At 68.6% G+C, this 24,253-nt stretch carries 22 protein-coding genes; 17 read left to right on the forward strand and 5 right to left on the reverse strand.

Features of this window, described 5'->3' with window-relative positions; all coding sequences use genetic code 11:
• The first annotated feature begins 2 nt into the window (after positions 1 to 2).
• The 6 genes from BLTE_RS03220 to BLTE_RS03240 all read left to right on the forward strand — a co-directional run bounded on the left by BLTE_RS03220 (position 3) and on the right by BLTE_RS03240 (position 5,908).
• On the forward strand, positions 3 to 404 hold the full coding sequence (locus BLTE_RS03220) for a response regulator (RefSeq protein WP_126397573.1): 402 nt from the start codon (positions 3 to 5) through the stop codon (positions 402 to 404).
• On the forward strand, positions 401 to 3,013 hold the full coding sequence (locus BLTE_RS03225; protein WP_126397575.1) for a chemotaxis protein CheA: 2,613 nt from the start codon (positions 401 to 403) through the stop codon (positions 3,011 to 3,013). Before BLTE_RS03220 ends, BLTE_RS03225 begins: the two co-directional genes overlap by 4 nt.
• Positions 3,013 to 3,255, forward strand: a complete 243-nt coding sequence (locus BLTE_RS17980) for a hypothetical protein (RefSeq protein WP_160140500.1) — start codon at positions 3,013 to 3,015, stop codon at positions 3,253 to 3,255. Before BLTE_RS03225 ends, BLTE_RS17980 begins: the two co-directional genes overlap by 1 nt.
• Positions 3,256 to 3,299: 44 nt before the next feature.
• Positions 3,300 to 4,061, forward strand: a complete 762-nt coding sequence (locus BLTE_RS03230; RefSeq protein ID WP_160140501.1) for a ParA family protein — start codon at positions 3,300 to 3,302, stop codon at positions 4,059 to 4,061.
• A 37-nt stretch (positions 4,062 to 4,098) separates the two neighbouring features.
• A complete protein-coding gene (locus BLTE_RS03235) occupies positions 4,099 to 4,467 on the forward strand; it encodes a response regulator (RefSeq protein WP_126397579.1) in 369 nt (122 codons plus the stop codon).
• Positions 4,468 to 4,645: 178 nt separating this feature from the next.
• Positions 4,646 to 5,908 carry a methyl-accepting chemotaxis protein gene (locus tag BLTE_RS03240; RefSeq protein WP_126397581.1) on the forward strand — a complete coding sequence of 421 codons (1,263 nt, stop codon included), beginning with the start codon at positions 4,646 to 4,648 and terminating at the stop codon, positions 5,906 to 5,908.
• Positions 5,909 to 6,110: 202 nt separating this feature from the next.
• On the opposite strand, the gene BLTE_RS03245 is transcribed toward BLTE_RS03240, so the two are convergent.
• Positions 6,111 to 7,190, reverse strand: coding sequence for a GGDEF domain-containing protein (locus BLTE_RS03245; protein WP_126397583.1), 1,080 nt, complete (start codon positions 7,188 to 7,190; stop codon positions 6,111 to 6,113).
• Positions 7,191 to 7,513: 323 nt separating this feature from the next.
• Here BLTE_RS03245 and BLTE_RS03250 point away from each other — a divergent pair, with 323 nt between their 5' ends.
• Both BLTE_RS03250 and BLTE_RS03255 read left to right on the forward strand, forming a co-directional pair.
• Positions 7,514 to 8,614 (forward strand): helix-turn-helix domain-containing protein, encoded by a 1,101-nt coding sequence (locus BLTE_RS03250; RefSeq protein ID WP_126397585.1) that lies wholly within the window; start codon positions 7,514 to 7,516, stop codon positions 8,612 to 8,614.
• 318 nt (positions 8,615 to 8,932) lie between these two features.
• Positions 8,933 to 9,910, forward strand: coding sequence for a ribose-phosphate diphosphokinase (locus tag BLTE_RS03255; RefSeq protein WP_197723260.1), 978 nt, complete (start codon positions 8,933 to 8,935; stop codon positions 9,908 to 9,910).
• A gap of 60 nt (positions 9,911 to 9,970) precedes the next feature.
• On the opposite strand, the gene BLTE_RS03260 is transcribed toward BLTE_RS03255, so the two are convergent.
• Complete coding sequence (locus tag BLTE_RS03260; RefSeq protein WP_174769510.1) at positions 9,971 to 11,044, reverse strand: hypothetical protein; 1,074 nt, start codon at positions 11,042 to 11,044, stop codon at positions 9,971 to 9,973.
• 104 nt (positions 11,045 to 11,148) lie between these two features.
• Here BLTE_RS03260 and BLTE_RS03265 point away from each other — a divergent pair, with 104 nt between their 5' ends.
• Genes BLTE_RS03265 through BLTE_RS03275 form a run of 3 tightly spaced genes read left to right on the forward strand, consistent with a single transcriptional unit; the run spans position 11,149 to position 12,859 of the window.
• On the forward strand, positions 11,149 to 11,910 hold the full coding sequence (locus BLTE_RS03265; RefSeq protein ID WP_244600092.1) for a dienelactone hydrolase family protein: 762 nt from the start codon (positions 11,149 to 11,151) through the stop codon (positions 11,908 to 11,910).
• Positions 11,911 to 11,938: 28 nt separating this feature from the next.
• Positions 11,939 to 12,598, forward strand: a complete 660-nt coding sequence (locus BLTE_RS03270; RefSeq protein WP_126397589.1) for a phosphoribosyltransferase — start codon at positions 11,939 to 11,941, stop codon at positions 12,596 to 12,598.
• 51 nt (positions 12,599 to 12,649) lie between these two features.
• On the forward strand, positions 12,650 to 12,859 hold the full coding sequence (locus BLTE_RS03275) for a ChaB family protein (RefSeq protein WP_126397591.1): 210 nt from the start codon (positions 12,650 to 12,652) through the stop codon (positions 12,857 to 12,859).
• 69 nt (positions 12,860 to 12,928) lie between these two features.
• Here the strand turns inward: BLTE_RS03275 and BLTE_RS03280 are convergent, their stop codons facing one another.
• From BLTE_RS03280 to BLTE_RS03290, 3 genes are all read right to left on the reverse strand, one after another.
• Positions 12,929 to 14,500, reverse strand: a complete 1,572-nt coding sequence (locus tag BLTE_RS03280) for an oleate hydratase (protein ID WP_197723261.1) — start codon at positions 14,498 to 14,500, stop codon at positions 12,929 to 12,931.
• A gap of 133 nt (positions 14,501 to 14,633) precedes the next feature.
• On the reverse strand, positions 14,634 to 15,107 hold the full coding sequence (locus BLTE_RS03285; RefSeq protein ID WP_126397595.1) for a PaaI family thioesterase: 474 nt from the start codon (positions 15,105 to 15,107) through the stop codon (positions 14,634 to 14,636).
• A 225-nt stretch (positions 15,108 to 15,332) separates the two neighbouring features.
• Positions 15,333 to 16,256, reverse strand: coding sequence for a hydrogen peroxide-inducible genes activator (locus tag BLTE_RS03290; protein WP_126397597.1), 924 nt, complete (start codon positions 16,254 to 16,256; stop codon positions 15,333 to 15,335).
• Positions 16,257 to 16,427: 171 nt separating this feature from the next.
• On the opposite strand from BLTE_RS03290, the gene katG reads away from it, so the two are divergent.
• From katG to BLTE_RS03320, 6 genes are all read left to right on the forward strand, one after another.
• Positions 16,428 to 18,599 carry a catalase/peroxidase HPI gene (katG, locus tag BLTE_RS03295; RefSeq protein ID WP_126397599.1) on the forward strand — a complete coding sequence of 724 codons (2,172 nt, stop codon included), beginning with the start codon at positions 16,428 to 16,430 and terminating at the stop codon, positions 18,597 to 18,599.
• Positions 18,600 to 18,814: 215 nt separating this feature from the next.
• Positions 18,815 to 19,885 carry an alkene reductase gene (locus BLTE_RS03300; protein ID WP_126397601.1) on the forward strand — a complete coding sequence of 357 codons (1,071 nt, stop codon included), beginning with the start codon at positions 18,815 to 18,817 and terminating at the stop codon, positions 19,883 to 19,885.
• A gap of 19 nt (positions 19,886 to 19,904) precedes the next feature.
• Positions 19,905 to 20,507 carry a TetR/AcrR family transcriptional regulator gene (locus BLTE_RS03305; RefSeq protein WP_126397603.1) on the forward strand — a complete coding sequence of 201 codons (603 nt, stop codon included), beginning with the start codon at positions 19,905 to 19,907 and terminating at the stop codon, positions 20,505 to 20,507.
• A gap of 150 nt (positions 20,508 to 20,657) precedes the next feature.
• The gene (locus BLTE_RS03310) at positions 20,658 to 21,830 is read left to right on the forward strand and encodes a cell surface protein (protein WP_126397605.1); all 1,173 of its coding nucleotides are present in this window, start codon (positions 20,658 to 20,660) and stop codon (positions 21,828 to 21,830) included.
• The gene (locus BLTE_RS03315) at positions 21,830 to 22,795 is read left to right on the forward strand and encodes a DUF6384 family protein (RefSeq protein WP_126397607.1); all 966 of its coding nucleotides are present in this window, start codon (positions 21,830 to 21,832) and stop codon (positions 22,793 to 22,795) included. Before BLTE_RS03310 ends, BLTE_RS03315 begins: the two co-directional genes overlap by 1 nt.
• Before the next feature lie 8 nt (positions 22,796 to 22,803).
• Entirely contained in the window at positions 22,804 to 24,231 is a 1,428-nt protein-coding gene (locus BLTE_RS03320; protein ID WP_126397609.1) for a coiled-coil domain-containing protein, read from the forward strand.
• Positions 24,232 to 24,253 lie beyond the last annotated feature (22 nt).

A 24,253-nucleotide genomic window follows, 5' to 3' on the forward strand; every position in this document is an offset into this window, starting at 1 on the left:
CCATGCCGCATGATCCGAAGCCGCATGTTCTCATCATCGACGACGCGATCACGGTGCGAATGTTCTATCGCGACGTGCTGGAGGCGTCGGGATTTGCCGTCGACGAAGCGTTCAACGGCTTCGAGGCGCTGGAGAGGATGGCGGAGGCCAGCTACGACCTGGTGGTCGTCGACGTCAACATGCCGCGGATGGACGGCTATACGTTCCTCGGGCGGCTGCGCAGCCAGGCCGAGGGCGCCGGCATTCCGGCGATCATGATCTCGACCGAGGCCGAGGACATCGACCGGCAGCGCGCCTTTGCCGCCGGCGCCAATCTCTATCTTGTGAAACCGGTGACGCCCGATTGCCTCGCCCACCACGCGCGGCTGATGGCGGGCCAGCCAATGGTCGGGGGCCGCGCATGAACGCACTGCTTGCCCAATTCATTCCTGAGGCGCGCGAGCTGATCGAGACGGCGGGCGCGGGGCTGCTCGAGCTGGAGCGGCATCCGGACCAGACGAGCCTGATCAATGACGTGTTCCGGGCGGTGCACACGCTCAAGGGCTCGTCGGGTCTGTTCGACGTCAGGCCGCTGACCAGCCTCGTCCACGCCGCCGAGGATCTGCTGGGCGACGTGCGCGCCGACAAGCTGGCGCTCAGCGCCGACATTGTCGACGAGTTGCTGGAAAGCCTCGACGTGCTCGGCGGGTTGATCGATACGCTGGAGGCCAACGAGGCGCTGGCGCCGGATGCCGATGGGCTGACCTCGGGGCGTATCGCGGCGCTGCGGGCGATGCGCGAGGCGCAGGCCGGGGCGCGGCCGGCAACCGCTGCCGGGGGACCCGCCGCCGCGCCGGTGGCTCAGAGTCGCGAGCCGGCGCCGGCCTGGCTTGCGGCGCTGCCGGAAGCCATGCGCGCGCGCGTCTATGCCGATACGGCAGCGTCGGGCGCGCCGCTGACGGCGTGGCGGTTCGAGCCGGAGGAGGACTGCTTCTTCCGCGGTGACGATCCGCTGGCGCTGGCCGCTTCCGCGCCGGGGCTGGTTGCGCTTGAGGCCGAGGACTGCGCGCCGGTGCCGGCGCTCGACGATCTCGATCCGTTCTCGTGCTGGCTGCGCTTCCACGTTCTCTGTCGTGCCGGGCTCGACGAGATCCATGAGCACACCCGCTACGTCTATGACCGCGTGCAGGTTTGCTCTATCCACCCCGATGATCTGGTGGTGCCGGTCGGGCAGGCCGCGGGTGGCGAGGTGTGCGCCGATTTCGTCGAGGCGGCGGAGGCGGCGCTCGCCATCGGCAATGCGTCGGGCCTCGTTGCGGCGGTCGCGGCGCTCGAGAACATCCTGGCGCCGGCAAGCTTCGAAGCCTCGGCGCTGCGCTGGCTGCGGCGCGTGCTCGACGTGCGAGGGATGGCGGCGCAGCCGCTGCTCGCCCGGCTGGCGCGCGCGGTGGGCGAGGGGCGCATGCCGGAGGCCGAGGATGACGCCAGGACGGACAACGCCGCGCCGGACAGTGCCCGCAGCCTTGCCGTCGATCTGCTGGCGGTCCAGGTCGCCATTCTCGCCACCGCGACCAGCGGCGATATCGCGGCCGGCCGGCTCGAAGCGGTGGCCACCACCGTACGCAACGCGCTTTCCGCCATCGGTGCGGCGGACCGCATTCCCGGTCTCGATGCCGCGCTGGGGACGGCGCGGACGCAGCAGCATCACCAGCCGCTGGCGGCGTTCATCGGTGTGCTGCTGAGCGATCTCGCACCGGCGGCCGGCGCGCAGAAGGCGGCGGCGCCGCCGGCGGGCGAGGCAGGCGCGGCACCTGCCGAGGCGCGCCGCGCCGAAGAGCATCGTGACGACGGCAAGTCGGGCGCGACGCGCGTGCTGCGCGTCGACCAGGGCAAGATCGACACGCTGATGAATCTGGTGGCGGAACTGGTGGTGGCCAAGAACGGCCTGCCGTATCTCGCCAAGCGTGCCGAGGATGTGTTCGGATCGCGCCAGATGTCGCGCGAGATCAAGGATCAGTTCGCCATCATCGACCGCATCGCCCAGGGGTTGCAGGTCGGCGTCATGTCGGTGCGCATGATGCCTGTGAGCCAGCTCTTCCAGCGCTTTCCGCGGCTGGTGCGCGACACGGCGCGCAAGCTCGACAAGGCGATCGAACTCGAGATCGAGGGCGAGTCGACCGAGGCCGACAAGAATGTGCTGGAAAGCCTCGCCGACCCGCTGATCCACATCGTCCGCAACAGCGTCGATCACGGCATCGAGATGCCCGAGGCGCGCCGCGCCGCCGGCAAGGCCGAGCACGGCACCATTCGCCTGGCGGCGCGCCAGGAGAACGACAATGTGGTGATCGAGGTCGTCGACGACGGCAAGGGCATCGATCCCGAGGCGGTCAAGGCGAAGGCGCTCAGGACCGGCCTGATCGATTCCGAGCAGGCCGCGCAGATGTCGGATACCGAGGCGGTCAATCTGGTGTTCGCAGCCGGCTTCTCCACCCGCGATCAGGTGTCGGACCTGTCGGGCCGCAGTGTCGGCATGGACGTGGTGCGGACGGCCGTGCAGCGGGCGGGCGGCGAGGTGTGGCTGTCGAGCCGCGTCGGCATCGGCACCACCATCACCCTGCGCCTGCCGCTGACCATGGCGGTGACGCGGGTCGTCACCGTGCTGTGCGGCGACCATGTGTTCGGCATTCCGATGGATGCGGTCGCGGAAACCGTGAAGGTGGCGCGCCGGCACATCCACACCATCAAGGATCGCGAAGCCTTCGTGCTGCGCAACGCCGTGGTGCCGCTGGTGCGGCTCGCGGGCGTGCTGGACCTGCCGTCCGCCGAGGCCGATGCCGATGGCGAGGAGGCGGTGATGGTGGTGCAGGCCGGCCGGCGGCGGGTTGGCGTCATCGTCGACGGCTTTCGCGAACGGCTGGAGGTGATCGTTCGGCCGCTCGACGCCGTGCTGGCCGCGACGCGCGTGTTCTCCGGCACCGCGCTGCTCGGCGACGGACGTGTGCTGCTGGTGCTCGATCCTGCGGAGATCATGTGATGCCGATTGCATATGAAGGCGATGTCGCCGCCATTGTCGGGGCCGCCACCATCGAAGAGGCCGAGGGGCTGCTGGCATTCCTGCGATCGGCGCAGGATCCGGTGGTGGATGTGACGAATGCGCTTCGCGTCCACACCGCGATCGCGCAGATTCTGCGGGCGTCGCACGCGACGTTTCGCGGCGCGGCGCAGGACGTGGGCTTGGCGGCCTGCCTCGACCGCGATCCGAAGCACGCAGCCTGAGGACGCATCGAGGACGCAACGTGCCCGGTTCCACCGAACATTCCGTGATCCTGATTGCGAACCGCAAGGGCGGCACCGGCAAGACCACGGTGGCCGTCAATCTGGCGGCGGAACTGGTTCGCACGCGCGGGCCGACGCTCGTCGTCGATCTCGACCCGCAGGGCCATGCTGGGCTCGGCCTCGGCGTGATCGCCAAGGCGGGAGAGCCGACGGTGCATGACCTGTTCACCGGCCAGTCGGCGCGCCTGGACGGCGCGATCCGCCGGACTTCGGTGGACGGGCTCGATGTCATCCCGGCAAGCCGCGGCTTCTCGGGGGAATTTACGGTGCGTGAGCCTCGCACGCTGGCGGCGGCGCTGGCGCCGCTGCGCGCCCGCTACGCCGCGATTGTGCTCGACACGCCGCCGACGGTGGATGCGATCCTGGTCAACGCGCTGGTTGCGGCCGACCGCTGTCTGGTGCCGACCCTGCTGCATTGGCTGGCGCTCGATGGCCTGTCGCAGTTCGCGCGGCTGTTCTTCCGGGTGGCGGCGCATGTCAACCCGGCGCTGGGGGCGCTCGCCATCGTGCCGGTGCTGGTCGATACCCGCTCGACCATGCAGCGCGCCGTGCTGGCCGAACTCATCCGCCGCTACGGGCCGGAACACATCTTCAGGGCCATCCGGGTCGACGTGTCGCTGGCCGAAGCGTTCGGGCTGGGCATTCCGGTGCGCGCCTATCGTCCGGCAAGCCGCGGCGCCGCCGACTTCGAGCGCCTGTGCGGGGAAGTTTCTTCGTTCGCAAAAACCTATTCTCCACCTCTTTGAGCGACAAGAGAGCCATGTGCAACACAGGACGTGGTTTATGAAACCGGTTCTCCTCGTGGATGACTCGCCGACGATCCTCATGAGCATGTCGGTGCTGTTGTCGAAAGCTGGATATCCCAACGAACAGGCGCCAAACGCCGAGGCGGCGCTGGAGAAGGTGCGCGGCGGGTTCGCACCGGGCCTCGTGATCACCGATTATCACATGCCTGGCATGCATGGAGTGGAGCTGATCCAGGAGCTGCGCAAGCTGCCCTCGACGCGCTTCACGCCGATGCTGGTGCTGACCACGGAATCCCAGCAGGACAAGCGCGACGCTGCCCGCAAGGCGGGCGCCACCGGCTGGCTGGTCAAGCCGGTCGAGGCCGACAAGCTTCTGCAGGTTCTCAAGCAGGTGCTGCCCAACTGACGGATGTTTCAAGACCGCTGCTCGCTCGGCTGCCGGCCCCGATTGCAGACTGACGGGTGGTCCTCGCTCCAAGTCCTTCATCAGGTCGTTCATCGTTTGCAGCTCTCCGGTCGGCTTTCGGCGCGGCGGCATCGCCGGTGCGCGGAAGGGGATTCGGGCGGCTGGAGTGGAGTTTCGGATGAGTACGGGTGCGGCGCTTTCAGGATCGGACGCTTCAGAGCGCATGCCGGTGCGCGCAGCCCTGCCGGCGGCGGCCGGTCTGCTTGCAGCGGGCGTCGCGTCGTTGGCGGTGTGGGCGATCGACGCGGGCACGGCGGTGGTGGCGCTGGCTTCGGTTGCTGGCGTGTTGACGGCGCAGGCGGCGCTGGTCCGCCGCGCCGGCGCTCGCGCGCGTGAGGTCGAGACCATGCCGGCCCTGCCGGTGCTGGTCGCCGAGGTCGACACCACAACCGAGCCGGTGCCGGCTGCTTCGACCGCTCCGCTGGTTGCCGCGCGTATCGACGAGCTCGGGCCGTTCTTTACTCTGACCGATGCGCAGTTGAAGAGCATCGCCGACCAGACCAGCGAGGCTGCGCTCGGCATCCTGGCGCAGTTGAGGGATCTCGACGGCCAGCTTTCGGTGATGAAGAGCAGGGCGGACGCCAGCCACGAGCGCGCCAACCGCATCTCGGCCGAGGGACAGGAGACCGACCGAAAGGTGATCGAGACGATCCGCGCCTACATGAAGGCGCGGGCGGACGAGATCGCCGCCGAACGTGGTCATCTGAGCCAAGTCATGGAGCAGATGCACAGCCTGAAGACGCTGACGCGCTCGCTCGACCAGATCGGGTCGGCGACCAACATCCTGTCGCTCAACGCCACCATCGAGGCGGAGCGGGCGGGTGCGCTCGGCGCGGGCTTCAAGGTGGTGGCCAGCGAAATTCGAGCGCTGTCGCAGCAGTCGCGCGCCGCAGTGCAGGAGGCCAACGCCGCCATCGCCGCCACCCAGTCGGTCATCGAGACCACGTTGCTTGGCACCTCCACCGACGAGCGGCGCTCCGCCGAAGCGAAGCAGATCGAGCACGTTCTCAATCAGCTTGACGCCGTGTCGAACTCCTATACCGCGATCGTCTCCGAGCACGCCGCGCTGATGGCGGACATGGATGCCGAGCATGTCGCGATTGCGCACAGCGTGATGGACACCTTCGGGCGCATCCAGTTCCAGGACGTGGTGCGCCAGCAGGTCGAAGCGCTGGTCGAGGCGTTGGCGTCGTTGCAGGTGGTGCTGGGCAATTTTTCGCAGTGTCTGGCCGGCGAGACGCAGGGCGAACTGACGTGCGGCCAGGAGCTGATCGCGCGGCTGCAGTCCCGCTATGTGTCGGCGGTTCAGCACACCACCCATGCCGTGGCGCTGGGCGAGACGGCGCGAACCGAAGAGACGCGGGCGATCGAGCTGTTCTGAGGAGATTCGGGGCGGCGGATGAATTTCGCCGGACGGGAATTGCGCCGGCGGTGGCGGTTCAAGTCGCTTCAGTCGGTGCGTCATGGAGAGTCCGGCCCGCTGGGCCGTTTTCGCGGTCCGGTCGCCGACAGATCCGTTCCCGGTCAGGAGCTTCTCGGCGAGACCGTTTCCGGTGTCCGCAAGGGATCAACCGCAAGCCGTCTCAGCCGGGGTCATTGCGGGCGGGGTCGTGCCGGGAGCCGGCGGTGTCGTCTGGATCGTGCTTGATGACGCGATTGCGGCCCAGGCGCTTGGCGGCGTAGAGGCAGGCGTCAGCGCGCTCGATCAGTTCGCGCGCCGTGTCGCCCGCGCGCAGTTCCGCGAGGCCGACGGAAACCGTCACCTTGCCCAGCACAATGCCGGTCGAGCGCTGGACGATGTCGCGCCGGAACACCGACGCGCGAAGACGCTCGGCAACCGTCGCGCCTTCGGCGAGGGCCGTGTCGGTGCAGATGATCGCGAACTCTTCGCCGCCATAGCGGGCGGCGACATCGCTCGCGCGGGTGATGTGGCGGATTTCCCTGGCGATGAGGCGCAGGACATCGTCGCCGACGGCATGTCCCCATGTGTCGTTGAACGACTTGAAATGGTCGACGTCGCACATCAGCAGCGACAGCGGCTGGCGTGCCGTGGCCGCCCGCGCGATCGCTGCGTCCAACGCCCAGTCGAAGTGCTTGCGGTTGGCGAGCGACGTCAGGGGATCGGTGCGGCTTTCGATCTGCATGGCCGCGAGATCGTCGTGCATCTGCGCGATCGAGCCGCGCGCCGCCTCCAGGGCCGTCCGGTGCGCGCGGTTCTCCTCGATCACCGCACGGGTGGTCGTCGAGAGCCTGTCGATGACCGCCTTCAAGGACGTTCGGTCGTCCGCCCGGCTGATCCAAGCGTCGAGATCGATCAGCGTGTGGTCGCAGCGTTGGGCGGCGACCACGGCGCCGTCGAGGATTGCGGCGATGCGGCTCATCTCGCCATTGACGTTCTCGCCGATCACGCCGACCCGGTCGCGGTCGGGCGACGACACCAAGTGCTGGGCGTAGAGCGCGTCGGAGTCGGCGGCCGTGATGGTGCCATTGCGCGCCAGGATGTCATCGACATCGCGGTTGAGTTGCGGCACCAGCCGGGTGAAATAGACATACCAGAGCTCGAAGCTCGGCGGATCGGCCGGCAGGCCGTTTTCGCGAATCCATTGGATCGCGGCTTGCGCCAGCGATAACGTATAATTGTGGTCGCGGCTCGCCGGGGCCATGGGGCTCAGGTCGAAACCTTGGTGGGGAAAAGACAAACGTCGCGCATAGCCTCTCGGCCCGAATACAGCTCATGAATGATGATGATGTTGCCTGATACCAGGAATCGCTTTGCTTTGGTGTCCCAAGAATTGCTGTTCCGTCCCGCTCGGCGTGTCTGGCGGTACCATGCTGAGGCGCGACAACCGGAAGGTGCGGGAGGTGGTTTGCCGGAGCGAACGCTGCGCGGCCCGACGAGCGGAGTGCGCAGGTCTTGGCCGGCCGCAACGTCCGTCCGAGCCGCCGCCATTGCCGGCAACCAGCCGGTTGCAGGGGGATCGCGTTCGTGACGTCGCATGAGGAAGGCCGCGCCGGGAGCGATGCCCCGGCGCATCAGAGCGGGCCGCGCCTGCTGCGGCCGTACCGGTTCTCGACGGCGGATTTGCCGCCGGCCGAGCGCTTCGACGCCTGGCGGGAGCATCTTCGCCCGGTCGCCGATCTTTCGCCGTTCGACGACGCGCGGCGTCTCGGGGCGGTCGATCTGGCAATGTGGGATCTCGGCACTTTCGCGCTTTGCCAGGAGCGCAACCCGGGCGCCGTGTTCGAGAGATCGGCCAAGCGCGTTCGCGCCGCCCAGGCCGATCACTGGTACCTGTTCCTGCTCAAGTCGGGCCGGAACTGGACGGTCAGCCAGGGCGGCGCCGGCGAGCGGGTGTCGCGCGGGGCGGCGTCGCAGCTCGGTCTCTATTCGCTCGGCGAGGCGTGCCGCGGCGAGATGCACGACATCGAGACGCTGATGCTGTTCATCCCGCGGGACTCATTCGCTGCCGAGGCGGGGCATCTGGACCGCGCCAGCAACACGATGCTCGCTTCGCCGTTGGGCGGGCTCCTGGCCGATTATCTGATGGCGCTGGAACGCCGCCTGCCGTCGCTGCGCGAGGAGGACCTGCCGGCCATCGCCGCGGCCACGCGGGCGATGATCACGGCGTGCCTCTCGCCGTCGCGCGACGGCCTGCGCGAGGCGGAGAGCGGCATGGTCATCGGGCTGCGGGAGCGGGCGCGCCGCATCGTCCGGGCGCGGCTGGGCGATCGAACCCTGACGCCGGCCGCGCTGGCCCAGGCGATGGGCGTGTCGCGCAGCGTGCTCTACCGGCTGTTCGAGCCGCAGGGCGGCGTCGCGCGATATATCCAACACTGCCGCCTCGCTGCGGCGAGCCAGGCGTTGAGCGACCCGAACGACACGCGGCGGATTCACGTGATCGCGGAGGCGTTCGGCTTCCCGAATGTCCAGGAGTTCAGCCGCGCGTTCCGCAGCCAGTTCGGGTTCAGCCCCTCCGAGGTGCGCCGGGAGATGATGGAGCCGGGCGTGCTCGACCTGCGGCGGACGCGACCGCATGCGGACGCGTTCGGACGGTCCTTGCGGGATTTCCTGTCGACGACAACATGAGGGCGAGCTGCCAAAGCGATGGCGGCATGCGTCGTGATTGCCGGGAATCTTGATTGGAGATTCCGGCGATGCGGCTTCCGTCGGCCGGATCATGGATCTTCAACGCCTTCGCGCGGAATCCGGATATCGTTTACGGCATCCGGTGCGGGATGCCGGCGAGCGGGGAATGCTGGCCCTTGAGACGTCGTAGCCGCGTTCGCAAGACCGTTTCCACCTTTGCGAGGAATGCGCTAGGCTTGCTAATCGTCGCATTCTATTTCGCAGAACCGGTTCCCACTTTTGCGGAGAATGCTCCAGCGAGGCGCTGCCATGTCAGGCATGCCGTTGAAGCTTTTCGCGCTTGCGGCCAGCGCCGATCTGGGCACGGCGGTCGCGGCTGCGCTGAAGGTCGAGCTTGCGGCGCACGAGGAGCGCGATTTCGAGGATGGCGAGCACAAGGCGCGCCCGCTCGCCGATGTCGCCGAGGCCGATGTCTATGTGCTGCACAGCCTGCATGGCGGCCCGCGCGACAGCGCCAATGACAAGCTCTGCCGCCTGCTGTTCTTTATCGGCGCGGTCAAGGATGCCGGTGCCGCGCGGGTGACGGCGGTCGCGCCCTATCTCGCCTATGCCCGCAAGGACCGTCGCACCAAGCCCAACGATCCGCTGACCACGCGCTATGTCGCCGGCATGTTCGAGAGCGTCGGCACGGACTGTGTCGTCACGCTCGACGTGCACAATCCGGCGGCGTTCGAGAATGCCTTCCGCTGCCGCACGGTCGCGCTCACCGCCACGCCGCTGTTCGTCGATCACCTCAAGTCGGTGATGGCGGGCGAGAGGCTGTCGGTGATCTCGCCCGATGCCGGCGGCATGAAGCGGGCGGAGGCGCTGCGCGAGGCGCTGGAGGCGGCGACCGGCCGCCCGGTCGGCAAGGGGCTTGCCGAGAAGCACCGCAGTGCCGGGGTGGTGTCGGGCGATCTGTTCGTCGGCGACGTTGCCGGCACCACGGCACTGATCATCGACGATCTGATCAGCACCGGCGGCACGCTGCTGCGCGCGGCCCGCGCCGCGCGTGCGGCCGGGGCAGGGCGTGTGATGGCGCTGGTCACGCACGGCCTGTTCATGCCGGGCTCGGCCGCGGTTCTCACCGATCCGGCGCTCGATGGTCTTGTCGTCACCGATGCGGTGCCGCCATTCCGCCTTGGCGATCTCGCCGCGAGCGCGAAGCTCGTCGTGCTGCCGGCCGCCCCGCTGCTCGCCGAGGCCATCCGGCGGCTGCACGCGCACGAGAGCCTCACCGGCTTGATGGTGGCGTAAATACACCCTCCAGAGCGTCCGCTGATCCGATCGGACAAGCGGACACTCTGAATTTTTCGATTATCGCATTCTCTTCCGCAAAACCGGTTCCCACGTTTGCGGAGAATGCTCCAGCCGGCGGGCGTCGGCGGCGGCGAGCCGAAGATAGGCCTGGGCCTGCGCCGGCCATTTCTCCGGCGTGCGCGGGTGGTCCTCCAACAGGTGGGCGATGGCGAGCCGCGCGCGGAGCGTGGCGCGGTGGCAGCGATAGAAGGCGATCAGGCTCTCCGGCACCGCCTCGTGCAGCAGGCGCTGCATCCGCCGCTCCAGATACGCGCCCGCCCACGGCGCGCCGAGCCGCGCGCATTCCAGGCTGAGGAACGCCATCTCGTCGAGCGGATCGCCGGCGCGCAGGCGGGCGTTGAATTCCAGACAGTCGATGATACGGACACGGTCGTCGAGCCAGATGTGCTCCGGGCGCAGGTCGCCGTGGCCGTCGACGATGCGGCGCCGGCGCAGGCGGGTGGCGATGGTCTGGCCGTGTGTGTCGAGGAACTGGCGCTGTGCCCGGTCGATCCGGCGCACCAGCCCGGCCGGCAGGCGGAAGCGGGCATCGAGCAGGATGCGCCGGTTGTCGGCGAGGCTGCGCCGCCAATCGGCCATATGCACGGCGAAGGGCAGGGCGACGGGTGCCGCCCGGCGATAGAAGCGGGCGAGCGTTGCGCACAGCCGGTCGAGCATGCCGGAGGTGAGGCGGTTTTCCGCGATCATCCGGTCGAGCATGAAGCGCTCGTCGAGGCGCGTCATCACCACCAGCCAATCGGTGGGCTGTCCCGCACCGCTGATCGCGAAACCGTCGTCGTGCGCCACCAGCGGCTCGACGCCGAGATAGATGTCGGGCGCGAGGCGGCGATTGAGCCGCAGTTCGGCGCGGCAGGCGGCCTCGCGCTTCGCAAAGGTGGAGAAATCGAGATAGGGAAACCGCACCGGCTTCTTGAGCTTGTAGACGCGCGCGCCAGCCAGGAACACGAAGGACATATGCGTCTCGCGGCACGACACCATGCCCGCCGGCAGGCCATAGGTCTCCGGCCGGCTGAGAAACGCCACCTTGGCCTTGAGCGCTGTCTCGGTTCCTTGCTGGATGCGCGCGTGCATGGGTGCCCTTCCGACCGCCGAATTATGGCATCGGTGCAGCCTGCGCACAGCCCGCCAGACGGCCGCCATGTTTCGTGCGATACTTCTTTCGCAATTGGAGGAGCATGGGGACGGTGTCCGCGTCAGCAATGTCGGGCAGGCACCCGCGTGCGGCCATTGCCGGCGAGGTGCGGGTCGGTGCCCTTGGGTTGCCCGGGGATCTCACGGTGCCCGCGGCGGCGGGCGCGCTGGTGGTGTTCGCGCATGGGTCGGGATCGAGCCGTTTGAGCCCGCGCAACCGTACCGTCGCCGAGGCGCTGAACCGCGCCGGCATCGGTACGCTGCTGTTCGATCTGCTGACGGTGGCGGAGGAGCAGGACCGGGCCAATGTGTTCGACATCCCGCTGCTGGCGGAACGGCTGGTGGATGCCGTCCGCTGGCTCGACCTTCAGCCTGAGCTGAACCAAATGCAGCCTGAGCTGAACCAAATGCAGCCTGAGCTGAACCAAATGCAGCCTGAGCTGAACCAAATGCCGCTCGGCCTGTTCGGCGCCAGTACCGGGGCCGCCGCGGCACTGGTCGCCGCCGCCGCGCTGGGCACGCGGGTGGGCGCCGTGGTCTCGCGCGGCGGCCGTCCCGATCTGGCGGGCGCGGCCTTGCCCAAGGTGAGGGCGCCAACGCTGCTGATCGTCGGCGGTGACGATTTCGGCGTCATCGAGCTCAACCAGGATGCCTTCGACCGGCTGACGGCGCCGAAGGATCTGGCCATCATTCCCGGCGCGACCCATCTCTTTCCCGAGTCCGGCGCGATGGAGGCGGTGATCGAGCTTGCGCTCGGCTGGTTCGAGCGGTTCCTCGTGGCGCCGGCGCGCGGCGGCGCCGGATAATCCTGCCGGAAGGTTCCTGGAGGCCCCCATGCCGTTCATCGATCGCGTCGACGCCGGCCGCCAACTCGCACGGGCTCTCGCGCCGCTCAAGAATGAACACCCGGTGGTGCTGGCCTTGCCGCGCGGCGGCGTGCCGGTCGCGGCCGAAATCGCGGCAGCGTTGGCGGCGCCGCTCGATCTCGTGCTGGTGCGCAAGATCGGCGTGCCGTTCGAGCCGGAACTGGCGATGGCGGCCGTGGTCGATGGGCCGGAGCCGATCGTCGTGCGCAATGACGATGTGATCGCCATGCTGGCCATCAGCGAGGAGGAGTTCGCCAGGGCCCGCGACAGCGAATTGGCCGAGATCGAACGGCGGCGCAAGCGCTACCTTGGCGATCGTCCCCATCCGGACCTCGTGGGCCGCACCGTCATCATCGTCGATGACGGCATCGCCACCGGCGCCACCGTGCGCGCCGCGCTGCAGGCGACCCGCCAGCGCAACCCGGCCAGACTGGTGCTGGCGGTGCCGGTGGCGCCGCCGCAGGTGCTGGAGGCGCTGCGCGGCGAGGTGGACGAGATCGTGTGCCTGGAGGCGCCAGAGCCGTTCGGCGCTATCGGCTTTTTCTATGGCGATTTCCGCCAGGTGTCGGACGACGAAGTCATCGAGCTTCTGGCGCGCCATCCGGCGGTGTCGCCGGCCGGCGGCTGAGGCGCGGTTTTCGTTGGATCATGTCAACGATCCCTGCAGGAGGGTCGGCCGATTCCCTATCGCAGCAATGACGATCTGCCGCCGTCCGTGGCCCGGCATCTGCCGCCGCACGCGCAGGACATCTATCGCGCGGCGTTCAACAACGCGTTTGCCGCGCATGCCGACGATCCGCGCCAGGAAGAGGCCGCCCATCGCATCGCCTGGGCGGCGGTGAAGCGCTCCTACGTCAAGGTGGGAGACGACTGGGTCGAGCGCCGCTGACCCATGGTTCCCACGGCAGAATGCGCACGCGTCGCGCAGCATACGCCACGTTTGGCGCCGGCCCCAATGCTATCCGGCGAGCAGCACGCGGGCGGCATTCCACAGCACGTCCGGGCGCGCATCGGTGCGGACCACGGCGGGCGGCGCCGGCACGCGCCCGGTCATCGCGTGAACGGCCGCCCAGGCGGAGCGCACCGAATATTCGACGGTGAACACGCAGTCGCGCTCCATCTCGCAGAACTGGCCGATGATGGCGAAGTTCTCGGCGCCGGCGGGCCGGACCGGCGGGCGATCCCCGGCCCGGCGCGGCATGAACTGGCTGGTGATGAACGGCATGCGGCAGGGGACGATGCGAGCGCCGGAGAACCACGCGGCCTGGGCTTCGGTGAGACGCAACTGGCCGGCCAGCTCCTGAAGGATCTCGGCGCCGGTGGCATGCCACATCGGCTTTCGGACGAAATCGCCGTTGCGCTCGCCGCGCAGCCCGTAACCCCAGAACACATAGGTGTCTTGCGCCTGGGTGCGGAAATGCGGCTGGTGGAACATGACGACCGACAGCGTCCAGCCCGAGCCGGCGAAGGTCACGAGGCCGCCGGTGCCGGTGCGGTTGCCGCTGAAGCGCTCCATGAAGTCGAAGAATTCGGGACCGTCGAGCGTGACGGTGAAGGAGTTCCAGGCGGTCTTCGCCGTATCGGCGCAGAACACCTCCGGCCGGCCGAGGCCGTCGTGGCGGGCGGCGAGCCTGCGCCACAGGCGCCATGCGGCGCCTTCGCGGTCGTCAAGCGCGGGCACGGCCGTGGCCGAGCCGGTGCAGGAGGCGTCGGTCATCGAGCCCAGCGTGATGTAGACGCGGTCCGCCGGTGCGACGGCGATGGTCTCGCCGGAGTCGAGCACGAGGCGGGTGACGCGGCGGGCGCGGCTGTCGCCGTCGATCTCGACATCGCTGACGACGGCACCGGTGCGGAAGCGCACGCCCCTTGAGCTCAGCCATGCGCGGATCGGCTCGATCAGCGAGTCGTACTGGTTGTAGCGGGTGCGCAGCACCCCGGCGATGCGGGCGAGGCCGGGAAACATATGGATGAACCGGCGCATGTAGCGGCGCATCTCGGCCAGCGAATGCCAGGGCTGGAACGAGAACATCGTCGACCACATGAGCCAGAAATTGGTGTCGAAGAAGCCGGGGCGGAACCAGGATTCGATGGTGCGCCCGTCAAGCCGCGCCTCCGGCGTCAAGGTCAGGCGAACCAGGTCGAAGATGTCGCCGGCACCGAGCCGCAGCCGCAGCCGGTCCTCGGCCTTCCGGCCATCGCGGACCAGACGGCATTCCGAGAAGCCGGGAACCTCGGCGTTGAAGGCCAGCATGTCGGCCTTGACGCTGATCGATGGATCATCGAGGGCGGGGATGGAGTCGAGCAGGTCGAACGTGCAGACATAGTTGGGCTCGAACATGCGCCCGCCGCGCGTGAGATAGCCGTCGGCGGCGTCTCCCGAGCCATCGAGGCTGCCGCCGAGAACCGGGCGCTGTTCGAGGATGCAGATGTGTTCGCCGGGCACGCCGGCATCGCGCACGAGGAACACCGCGGCGGCAAGCGAGGCGATGCCGCCGCCGACCATGAAATGCTCGGCCGCTGTCTGTGACATGTCCATTCCCCCGTCTCGACGCGTCAGGCCGCGTCCGGCGTGGGCGTGGCCTTGGCCGATGGAACCGAACAGAGGATGGGATTATCGCCGCGCGCGCCGGTTCTGTCGCGGCCTTGAATCGGCGCCGTTGCCGTCAGCCGGGCTTGGCCGTGCCGAAATCCTCCGGCATCTGGATTGCCACCACATTGCCGCGGGCGGTGAGCACGCCGGCCGCCAGCACCGCGGTCTCCACCACCACCTTGCGGCCCTTGACCTCGGTGATGCGGCCGCGCAGCTCGATCGGGCCGTCGATCGGCGTCGGCTTGAGGAAATCGACGTGCAGCGATCCGGTGACGAACCGGAATGGCGGGAGGGAATCGAGGTCGCGGCCCTCGGCGCGGTACATGGCGGCGGCGGCGCTGCCGGTGCTGTGGCAGTCGATCAGCGAGGCGATCAGCCCGCCATAGACGAAGCCGGGTACGGAGGTGTGGTAGGGCTCCGGCGTGAAGCGGGTGACGGTCTCATCGCCCTCCCACACCGTCTTGATCTGGTGGCCATGGTCGTTCAGGCGGCCGCAGCCATAGCAGTGGGCGACGTTTTCCGGATAGTGGTCCTGGAAGGCATCCATGTGGGGTTCCCGCTCCGATGATTGTCAGACGCGCCGGACGTCGAGGTCCGGCGGCCGTGGCGAAGGACGGCCGGCGCGATCGTGCCGCGCGATCAATGGCCGAGCCTGGGCTTGAGGGTGCCCTTGGGGCGTGGCTCCGGTCAAGCGATGGGATCGTCGCGACGGACGAACCCGCAGTCTGTGACACGGTTTCCGGACGATCCTTTCGGGATCCCGGAAACCGCATCATTCGGCCGGGGGCACTAAGTGAGGAAGGGCGCATTGACGCGCGGTCTCGCGCACGGCCTCGGCGAAGTGCGCAAGCTGGTCGGCGAGGGGCGTCGTCCGGCGCCAGACCATGCCGAGCGTGCGGGTGGGGCGCGGGTCTCTGAGCCGCGCCACCGCGACCGCCGCCGAGCGGGTTTCGATGGCGACGGCCATTTCCGGAATCAAGGTGACGCCGATGCCGGCGCCCACCATCTGCACCAGGGTCGACAGCGAGCTGCCTTCCATCAGGTTGCGCGTCGCCGAGGACGGCATCTTGCAGAAGGACAGCGCCTGATCGCGGAAGCAATGCCCTTCCTCCAGCAGCAGAAGGCGCATCTCGCGCAGCGTCTCCGCGCAGGGCACCGGCTTCGACGCATCCGCCTTCGGCCGGACCAGCACGAACTCCTCCTCGAACAGCGGGTGCTCGTGCAACGCCGGCTCCGACAGCGGCAGCGCGACAACGGCGGCATCCAGGCGCCCGTCGAGCAGGCCTTCGACCAGCTTGTGCGTCACCGCCTCGCGCGGCCGGAGGTCGAGCCCGGGGAACCGCTCGGTCATGGCATGGATGATGGCGGGCAGCAGATAGGGGGCGACGGTCGGGATGACGCCGATGCGCAGCGGTCCGCTCAGCGGGCGCAGCGAGGCGCGGGCGAGGTCGCCCAGCTCATCCACCGAGCGCAGGATGGCGCGTGCGCGCTCGGCGAAGGCTTCCCCCAGGCTGGTCAGCCGAATCTGCCGCGCGCCCCGCTCGATCAGCGGCGTGCCGAGCAGGTCCTCCAGCTCCTTCATCTGCAGCGACAGGGCGGGCTGCGAGATGGCGCAGGCCTCGGCCGCGCGCCCGAAATGGCCGTGGCGGGCGAGCGCCTCGAAGTAGCGCAGGTGCCTTAGGGAAAGTCCGTTCATAAGAAATTCCTATCATGACAATTAGAAAATGCAAATTCGCTTTATGGAACTGTCCTGCTATCGATCGTTGAAGTGGTGGAGGGCCGGGGGGCGACGAGTCGCCCCATCCGCGATGGAGGAAGAAGCGGTGGTCCTTCGCGCTCACGCAATCGGAACATGAGGGAGACGGATATGGACGCGAAGACGAAGGGGTCGGCCGGGAAATGCCCGGTGATGCATGGCGCGAACACATCGACCGGCACCAACGTGATGGAGTGGTGGCCGAACGCGCTGAACCTCGACATCCTGCATCAGCACGACACCAAGACCAACCCGCTCAAGGGCTTCAACTACCGCGAGGAGGTCAAGAAGCTCGATTTCGCCGCGCTGAAGCGGGACCTCACCGCGCTGATGACCGACAGCCAGGACTGGTGGCCGGCGGACTGGGGCCATTACGGCGGCCTGATGATCCGCATGGCGTGGCACGCGGCGGGCTCCTACCGCACGGCGGACGGCCGTGGCGGCGGCGGCACCGGCAACCAACGCTTCGCGCCGCTCAATTCCTGGCCGGACAACGCCAATCTCGACAAGGCCCGGCGCCTGCTGTGGCCGATCAAGAAGAAGTACGGCAACCGCATCAGCTGGGCCGACCTCATCATCTATGCCGGCACCATCGCCTATGAGTCGATGGGGCTGAAGACATTCGGTTTCGGCTTCGGCCGCGAGGACATCTGGCACCCCGAGAAGGATGTCTATTGGGGCTCGGAGAAGGAATGGCTGGCCAAGAGCACCAACCGTTATGAAAGCGACGACCGCACGTCGCTGGAGAATCCGCTGGCGGCGGTGCAGATGGGCCTCATCTACGTCAATCCCGAAGGCGTGGACGGCAATCCCGATCCGCTGCGCACCGCCAAGGACGTGCGCGTGACCTTCGCCCGCATGGCGATGAACGACGAGGAGACCGTGGCGCTGACGGCGGGCGGCCACACCGTCGGCAAGTGTCACGGCAATGGCAATGCCGCCAATCTCGGCCCCAGCCCGGAAGGCGCGGATGTGGCCGAGCAGGGCCTCGGCTGGATCAACCACACCAGCCGCGGCGTTGGCCGCGACGCCGTGACCAGCGGCCTCGAAGGCGCCTGGACCACCCATCCGACCAAGTGGGACAACGGCTATTTCTATCTGCTGCTGAACTATGATTGGGAGCTGAAGAAATCGCCGGCCGGCGCGTGGCAGTGGGAGCCGATCAACATCAAGGAGGAGGACAAGCCGGTCGACGTGGAGGATCCGTCGATCCGCCACAACCCGATCATGACCGACGCCGACATGGCCATGAAGATGGACCCGGTGTATCGCGAGATCGCGGAGCGCTTCTACAAGGATCCCGACCTCCTCGCGAAAACCTTCGCCCGCGCCTGGTTCAAGCTGACCCATCGCGACATGGGGCCGAAGGCGCGCTACATCGGCCCGGAGGTGCCGGCCGAGGATCTGATCTGGCAGGATCCGGTGCCGGCGGGCCGCAAGGGCTATGACGTGGCGGCGGTGAAGGCGAAGATTGCCGCGAGCGGCCTCACGGTTTCCGAGATGGTGACGACGGCGTGGGACAGCGCCCGCACCTTCCGCGGCTCGGACATGCGCGGCGGCGCCAATGGCGCGCGCATCCGCCTCGCGCCGCAGAAGGATTGGGAAGGCAACGAGCCCGCCCGTCTCGCCAAGGTCTTGGGCGTGCTGGAGCCGATCGCCAAGGCGGCCGGGGCGAGCCTCGCCGACGTGATTGTGCTCGCCGGCAATGTCGGCGTCGAGACCGCGGCGAAGGCGGCAGGCTTCGACGTCACCGTGCCGTTCGCGCCGGGCCGCGGCGACGCCTCGCAGGAGGAGACCGATGCGGAGTCCTTCGAGGTGCTGGAGCCGCTGGCCGATGGCTACCGGAACTGGCTGAAGAAGGACTACGTCGTCAGCGCCGAGGAGCTGATGCTCGATCGCACCCAGCTCATGGGTCTGACCGCGCCCGAGATGACGGTGCTTGTCGGCGGCATGCGGGTGATCGGCACCAATCACGGCGGCACCAAGCATGGAGTGTTCACCGACCGCGAAGGGGCGCTGACCACCGACTTCTTCGTCAACCTCACCGATATGGCCAACGCCTGGGTGCCCACGGGTCCGAAACTCTATGAGATCCGGGACCGCAAGACCGGCGCCGTGAAGTGGACGGCGACGCGCATCGATCTGGTATTCGGCTCGAACTCGGTCCTGCGCGCCTATGCGGAGGTCTACGCCCAGGACGACAACAAGGCGAAGTTCGTGGGTGACTTCGTTACCGCCTGGGTCAAGGTGATGAACGCCGACCGGTTCGATCTGGCGGCCTGACCCGAACAAACGCCCCCGCGCAGCCGGCTGGTTGCGCGGGGGCTTCGTTTGCGAGGACGTGCGTCCCGCTCGGGCGGCAGGCACCTCCGGTCACTCTTGAAGATCGAGCCTCAGATACCCCACCCGTATTTGCCGGTCTCGCGCTTCGCCTTGACCGTACAGGTCGGCTCGACTAGGTTATGGACCGATCAGTCCATTACATTGAAGGTTCCAGCATGCCTGCGCTCGACCGCCTTCTGTCGCCCGTCAAATTGGGGGCGCTCAGCCTGCCGAACCGCGTGGTGATGGCGCCGCTCACCCGCAGCCGCGCCATCGAGGGCGACGTGCCGTCGCCGCTGGCGGTCGAGTATTATTGCCAGCGCGCGGAGGCCGGCCTGATCATCAGCGAGGCGTCGCAGGTCTCGGCCCAGGCCAAGGGCTATCCGCGCACGCCGGGCATCTTCACCGAGGCGCAGATCGCCGGCTGGCGCGCCATCACCGACGCGGTCCATGCCCGCGGAGGCCGCATCTTTCTGCAGCTCTGGCACACCGGGCGGCTGTCGCACCCGTCAACCCAGCCCGATGGCGGCCAGCCGGTGGCGCCCTCCGCCATCCGGGCCGAGGGCCAGACCTTCACCGCCACCGGGCTTCAGCCGTTCGTGACGCCGCGTGCCCTTGCGACCGCGGAGATCCCCGGCGTCGTCGCCGATTTCGCGGCGGGGGCCGCCAACGCCAAGCGGGCCGGCTTCGACGGCGTCGAGATCCACGCCGCCAACGGCTATCTGATCGACCAATTCCTGCGCGACGGCACCAACCAGCGCGACGACCAGTATGGCGGCTCCGTTGAGAACCGCGCCCGCTTCCTCAAGGAGGTGGTGGAGGCGGTGATCGGCGTGTGGGGCGCGGACCGGGTGGGCGTGCGGCTGTCGCCGATGTTCGACAATTACGGCATGCGCGACTCCGACCCGGCGGCGACGTTCGGTCATGCCGCCGAGATGCTCGGCCGCTTTGGGCTCGCCTATCTGCACGGCATGCAGGGCGGGCCGGCGGGGTTCGATTTCGGCGCGTTCCGGCGCCGGTTCGCCGGCAGCTACATCGCCAATAGCGGCTACGACGCCGCCAAGGCCGAAGCGGCGATCGCGGCGGGCGATGCCGACCTCGTGGCGTTCGGCGTGCTGTTCATCGCCAACCCCGACCTTGTCGAGCGCTTCCGGCGCGGCGCATCGCTGAACGCGCCCGATCCGTCGACGTTCTTCCAGGGCGAGGCGCGCGGCTACACCGACTATCCGACGCTCGCCGCAGGGTAGGTGGTGGAACGCGCACGCCATGGTCAGGCCGCAGGAATTCAACACCGCCGAGGTGCTCGACAAGGCGCTGGGCCTGTTCCTGCGCAAGGGGTTCGAGGCAACCTCGATGTCCGACCTCCTGGCCGCGACCGGGCTGAGCCGGAGCAGCCTCTACGCCGCCTTCGGCGGCAAGCGCGACCTGTTCCTCGCGGCGTTCGACGCCTACCGCGCCGAGCGCACCGCGGCGCTCAACCGCAGCCTTGACAGCAGGCCGGCGCGCGCGGCGATCGAGGCGTTCTTCCGCTCGATCATCGACACGGCCCACGGGCGGGAGCCGTCCTGCGGCTGCATGAGCACCAACCAAGCGGTCGAACTCGCGCCGCACGACGCGGGGATTCGCGAGCGCATCGCCGCCGATTTTCAGGCGATCGAGGACGCCTTCTGCCGCACCATCGCGCGGGGGCAGGCGGAAGGGTCGATCGCGCCGGCGAGGGATGCCCGCGCCATCGCCCGGCTGCTGGTCGTGGCGTTCCCCGGCTTCCAGGTGATGGTGCGGGCCGGCGCCGACCCGGTCCGCCTCGACGCCGCGCTGAAGGAACTGCTTACGCTGCTGGGCGAGGTTCCGTTCCGTCCGGCGGTCTAGACCCTTCTCTTTCGCGAGACCGAGTCCCACTTCTACGGAGAATGCACTAGAATCACGCTATTGGTGCGCCGGCTTCGCGGCGTGCCGGGGGCTGTCCGTCGTCACCACGCGGCGGAAACGGTTACGCTGGCGAGCGATGGAGACGATGCAATGGCGGACGCGATCTCGCACACTCCGATGCAGTATCTCGACCGAGCGGTCGGCGCGTTGCGCGATGTCGGGCTGGCGCCCGACAAGACCGAGCCGGCGCCGATCAATGCGCTGCTGGAGAAGATCTCCGACCTCGACCCCGACAGGATCCAGGTGATCGCCCGCACGCTCGGTCAGGCCTCGCTGTTCAACGAGGTCGTCCGCGAGCAGATCGCCGGCATGGAGATCGGCCAGCGCTATGAGCAGATCACCGCCGGCTTCAATTCGATCCGTGATGACGCCAAGCGCATGGTCGATCAGATCGCCGACAGCAAGCTCGACATTCTGGAGCGGGCCACCAATGTGTGGATGAAGATCGCCCGCGGCGACATCGCCGACCGCTTCGACCAGATCAAGGCGATCTATCTCGACGTCACCAAGGCCACCAAGGGCCAGATCGATCGCGAGCACGTCATTCTCGAAGCGTATCGCGACTTCCGCGGCGCGCTGAAGCAGTCCGAGGTGCTGGCCTTCGAGGTGCTGGCGACGGCGACCAAGGCACTGGAGCGCGAGCGCAGCCTGCTCGCCGAGGCATCGGCCAAGGTGGCGGAATTCGCCGGCACCGAACCGGCCGAGCGGGCCAAGCTCGAGCTTGCGCGCGACGAGCAGATCCGCCGCGTGCAGGACGAGGAGAAGCGCTACCAGATCGCCAAGGATCTGTCCGACAATCTGACCATCTCCTACAACACCTCCGAAGTGGTGATGGCGCGGCTGCAGCAGACCACCAACGCCAAGGAGCGGATCTATGCGCAGTCGATCTCCTTCTTCTCGACCAACGACACGGTGCTGACCGCGCTCAAGGCGTCGTTCACCGGCATGTTCGGCCTGCACGAATCGACCGCGACGCTCGATGCCATGAAGGAAGGCATTTCGAAATCGCTGGAGACGCTGTCGGAGGTCGGCTCCAAGGTGCAGGAGGCGGCGATCCGCTCCGGCTACGGGCCGACCGTGCGGGCCGATGCGGTGAAGAAGCTGGTCGACTCGGTGGTCTCCTACCAGGAACACGCGCAGACCATCATCGACGAGATGCGGCAGATGGCGACGAAGAATTCCGCCGAGATCCGCGATGCGGTGGAGGACGGCAAGCGCCGCGTGGCGAAGCTGGTCGCTGACGGAAAGGCGTTGGCGCTCTGATGTCGACGGCGCCAGATACTCCGGCGCCGCCGGCGGAGGCGGTGCGCAGGCCGGCCGGCTCGCTCGACGAGCTGATGCTGGCGATGGATGTCGTCGACACGCTTCGCCATCGCACGGTGATGGTGGAGCGCGAGCTTGCCGAGGACACGCGCGAGGAGGAGCTGATCGCGCGGCTGCGCGCGCTCTACAAGGGGCAGGGGATCGACGTTCCGGACAGCATCCTCGCCCAGGGCGTCAAGGCGCTGAAGGAGAGCCGCTTCGTCTACACGCCGTCGCCGCCGGGCCTGCAGCGGCTGCTGGCGCTGGCCTGGGTCCGCCGCGACCACTACGGCAAGCGGCTTGGCGTGGTCGCCGCCGCCGGCCTGATCGCGTGGCTGGCCTATGATGTCGGCGTGGTGCGGCCGCAGCGGCAGGCGGCCGAGGCGCTTCGCGTCGAGCTTGCCGAGACGCTGCCGCGTCGGCTCGCCGCGACGCGCGACGCCGTCTATGCCGAGGCGATCGATGCGGCCGCCCGCCAGCGGGCCGATGCGCTGTTCACCCGCGGCCGCGCCGCCCTCGACCGGGGCGATGCCGCCGAGGCGCGCACGGCTGCCGCCGATCTCGACAGGCTGGTGGTGCAGCTGCGCCAGGAATATGAGCTGCGCATCGCCGGCCGGCCGGAAGACCGGACGGGGATCTATCGCGAGCATCCGAGCTACAAGGGGCACGCCTTCTATCTCGTCGTCGATGCGGTCGATCCCCAGGGGAATCCTGTGAAGCTGCCGATCCGCAACGACGAGACCAACAAGGTCGAGACGGTCAGCCGCTTCGCCGTGCGCGTCTCGCAGGCAACTTATGAGGCGGTGCGCGACGACAAGGTGCGCAACGGCATCGTGCAGAATGTGCGGCTTGGCGAGAAGCGGCGCGGCACCCTCGAGACCGTGTACAGGGTGCCGGTGCTCGAAGGCCGCATCACGAGCTGGTGAGGACGTCGATGATCTCGGGCCGCGACACGATGATGACGGTCGAGCAGGCGATCAGCCGGGCGCGCACCGACGAGGGGCAGTACGATCTGGCGCTGCGCTCGGCGATGGAGCAGGCGGCGATCCTGCGGCGGACCGAGGCCGAGGGGTTCCGCGCGCTCGCCCGCATCCGGCTCGATGCCGCGGTCCGCGAGACCGTGATCGGCTCGCTCGATGCCAGCGAGCGGGCGGCGCTCGCCATGATCGACGAGTACCGGCAGCGTCTTGCGGCGCTGGCCGGGCAGCGCGACGAGGCGCAGCGCGCACTGGAGCAGGCCGAGACCGAGAAGCACCGCGTCGATCAGGTGCTGGCGGAAGCGCTCGATCGGCTGGAGGATCTGCAGCACGCGACGGCCGAGCGCATGCGATCCGATCCGGTGTGGCAGCGGGCAAACGCCCGGCTCGATGCGGCGCGCGAGATCGCCGGCAAGGCCGAGGAGAAGGCCGCGCAGGCGGAGGCCGATCTCTCCGCCAAGCGCAAGCCCTACGAGGACGATCCGCTGTTCATGTATCTGTGGCAGCGGCGGCACGGCCAGTCCGAGGACGCGAGCGGATCGCTGGTGCGGACGATCGACCGCTGGGTGGCCGATCTGGTCGGCTATCGCGATGCGCGGGCGAATTTCGCGATGCTGCAGGAGATTCCGCTGCGCCTGCGCGAGCACGCCGATGGCAAGCGGCAGGAGTTCGAGGCGGCCGAGCAGGAGGTCGGGAAGATCGAGCGCGCCGCGCTGGTGGCCGCGGGTGTCGAGCCGCTGGAAGCTGCCGTGGCGGCGGCGCAGGCGGACGTGGACCAGGCCGAAGTCGAGGTGACGGCGGTGACGGAGCGTCTCGCCGCGCTTGACGCCGAACGGCAGGCCGAAGGCGGGGGTGGGGATGCCGCCGTGTTCGACAAGGCCACCGACATGCTGGCGCGCGCGCTGGCGACCCAGGATCTGCAGGACCTTCTCGCCACCGCCAAACGAACGCCGCAGCCGGCCGACGATCAGGCCGTGGGCATGATCGTCGAGACGCGCCGCCGGCTGGAGGCGGTGGAGACCGACATCGGCCGCCTGCGCGACACGATCCGCGACATGGCGGAGCGCCGTGCCGAGTTGGAGAGCGCCCGCGACCGGGCCCGCCGGTCCGGCTATGGCGATCCGCGCGGCACCTTCGACGGCGGGGCCGATCTGCTGGGCGAGGTCATCGGCGGCATTCTCACCGGTGCCATTCGCGGCGCCGAGCTCGACCGCGTGCTGCGCGGCGGGTTCCGGTTCCCGCGGCCGCAGTCCGATCCGGACTTCGGCCGGCGCGGCCGCTCGCCCTGGCCGGGTCCGCGCGGCGGGTCGGGCCGCCGCGCGGATGCGGGCTTTCCGCCGTCCGGCGGCGGCGGCGGGGGCTGGCGCACCGGCGGCGGCTTCTGATCGCGCGGACGAGTCCCGGCAC

The organism is Blastochloris tepida, assembly GCF_003966715.1.
GTDB classification, from domain to species: Bacteria; Pseudomonadota; Alphaproteobacteria; order Rhizobiales; family Xanthobacteraceae; genus Blastochloris; species Blastochloris tepida.

Coding starts and splice junctions, on each gene's coding strand:
- BLTE_RS03300 (WP_126397601.1), top strand. CDS start 18,815: ATGCCTGCGCTCGACCGCCTTCTGTCGCCCGTCAAATTGGGGGCGCTC.
- BLTE_RS03260 (WP_174769510.1), bottom strand. CDS start 11,044: ATGCACGCGCGCATCCAGCAAGGAACCGAGACAGCGCTCAAGGCCAAG.
- BLTE_RS03240 (WP_126397581.1), top strand. CDS start 4,646: ATGAGTACGGGTGCGGCGCTTTCAGGATCGGACGCTTCAGAGCGCATG.
- katG (WP_126397599.1), top strand. CDS start 16,428: ATGGACGCGAAGACGAAGGGGTCGGCCGGGAAATGCCCGGTGATGCAT.
- BLTE_RS03315 (WP_126397607.1), top strand. CDS start 21,830: ATGTCGACGGCGCCAGATACTCCGGCGCCGCCGGCGGAGGCGGTGCGC.
- BLTE_RS03320 (WP_126397609.1), top strand. CDS start 22,804: ATGATCTCGGGCCGCGACACGATGATGACGGTCGAGCAGGCGATCAGC.
- BLTE_RS03245 (WP_126397583.1), bottom strand. CDS start 7,190: ATGGCCCCGGCGAGCCGCGACCACAATTATACGTTATCGCTGGCGCAA.
- BLTE_RS03310 (WP_126397605.1), top strand. CDS start 20,658: ATGGCGGACGCGATCTCGCACACTCCGATGCAGTATCTCGACCGAGCG.
- BLTE_RS03265 (WP_244600092.1), top strand. CDS start 11,149: ATGGGGACGGTGTCCGCGTCAGCAATGTCGGGCAGGCACCCGCGTGCG.
- BLTE_RS03280 (WP_197723261.1), bottom strand. CDS start 14,500: ATGTCACAGACAGCGGCCGAGCATTTCATGGTCGGCGGCGGCATCGCC.
- BLTE_RS03305 (WP_126397603.1), top strand. CDS start 19,905: ATGGTCAGGCCGCAGGAATTCAACACCGCCGAGGTGCTCGACAAGGCG.
- BLTE_RS03225 (WP_126397575.1), top strand. CDS start 401: ATGAACGCACTGCTTGCCCAATTCATTCCTGAGGCGCGCGAGCTGATC.
- BLTE_RS17980 (WP_160140500.1), top strand. CDS start 3,013: ATGCCGATTGCATATGAAGGCGATGTCGCCGCCATTGTCGGGGCCGCC.
- BLTE_RS03270 (WP_126397589.1), top strand. CDS start 11,939: ATGCCGTTCATCGATCGCGTCGACGCCGGCCGCCAACTCGCACGGGCT.
- BLTE_RS03255 (WP_197723260.1), top strand. CDS start 8,933: ATGCCGTTGAAGCTTTTCGCGCTTGCGGCCAGCGCCGATCTGGGCACG.
- BLTE_RS03290 (WP_126397597.1), bottom strand. CDS start 16,256: ATGAACGGACTTTCCCTAAGGCACCTGCGCTACTTCGAGGCGCTCGCC.
- BLTE_RS03285 (WP_126397595.1), bottom strand. CDS start 15,107: ATGGATGCCTTCCAGGACCACTATCCGGAAAACGTCGCCCACTGCTAT.
- BLTE_RS03220 (WP_126397573.1), top strand. CDS start 3: ATGCCGCATGATCCGAAGCCGCATGTTCTCATCATCGACGACGCGATC.
- BLTE_RS03235 (WP_126397579.1), top strand. CDS start 4,099: ATGAAACCGGTTCTCCTCGTGGATGACTCGCCGACGATCCTCATGAGC.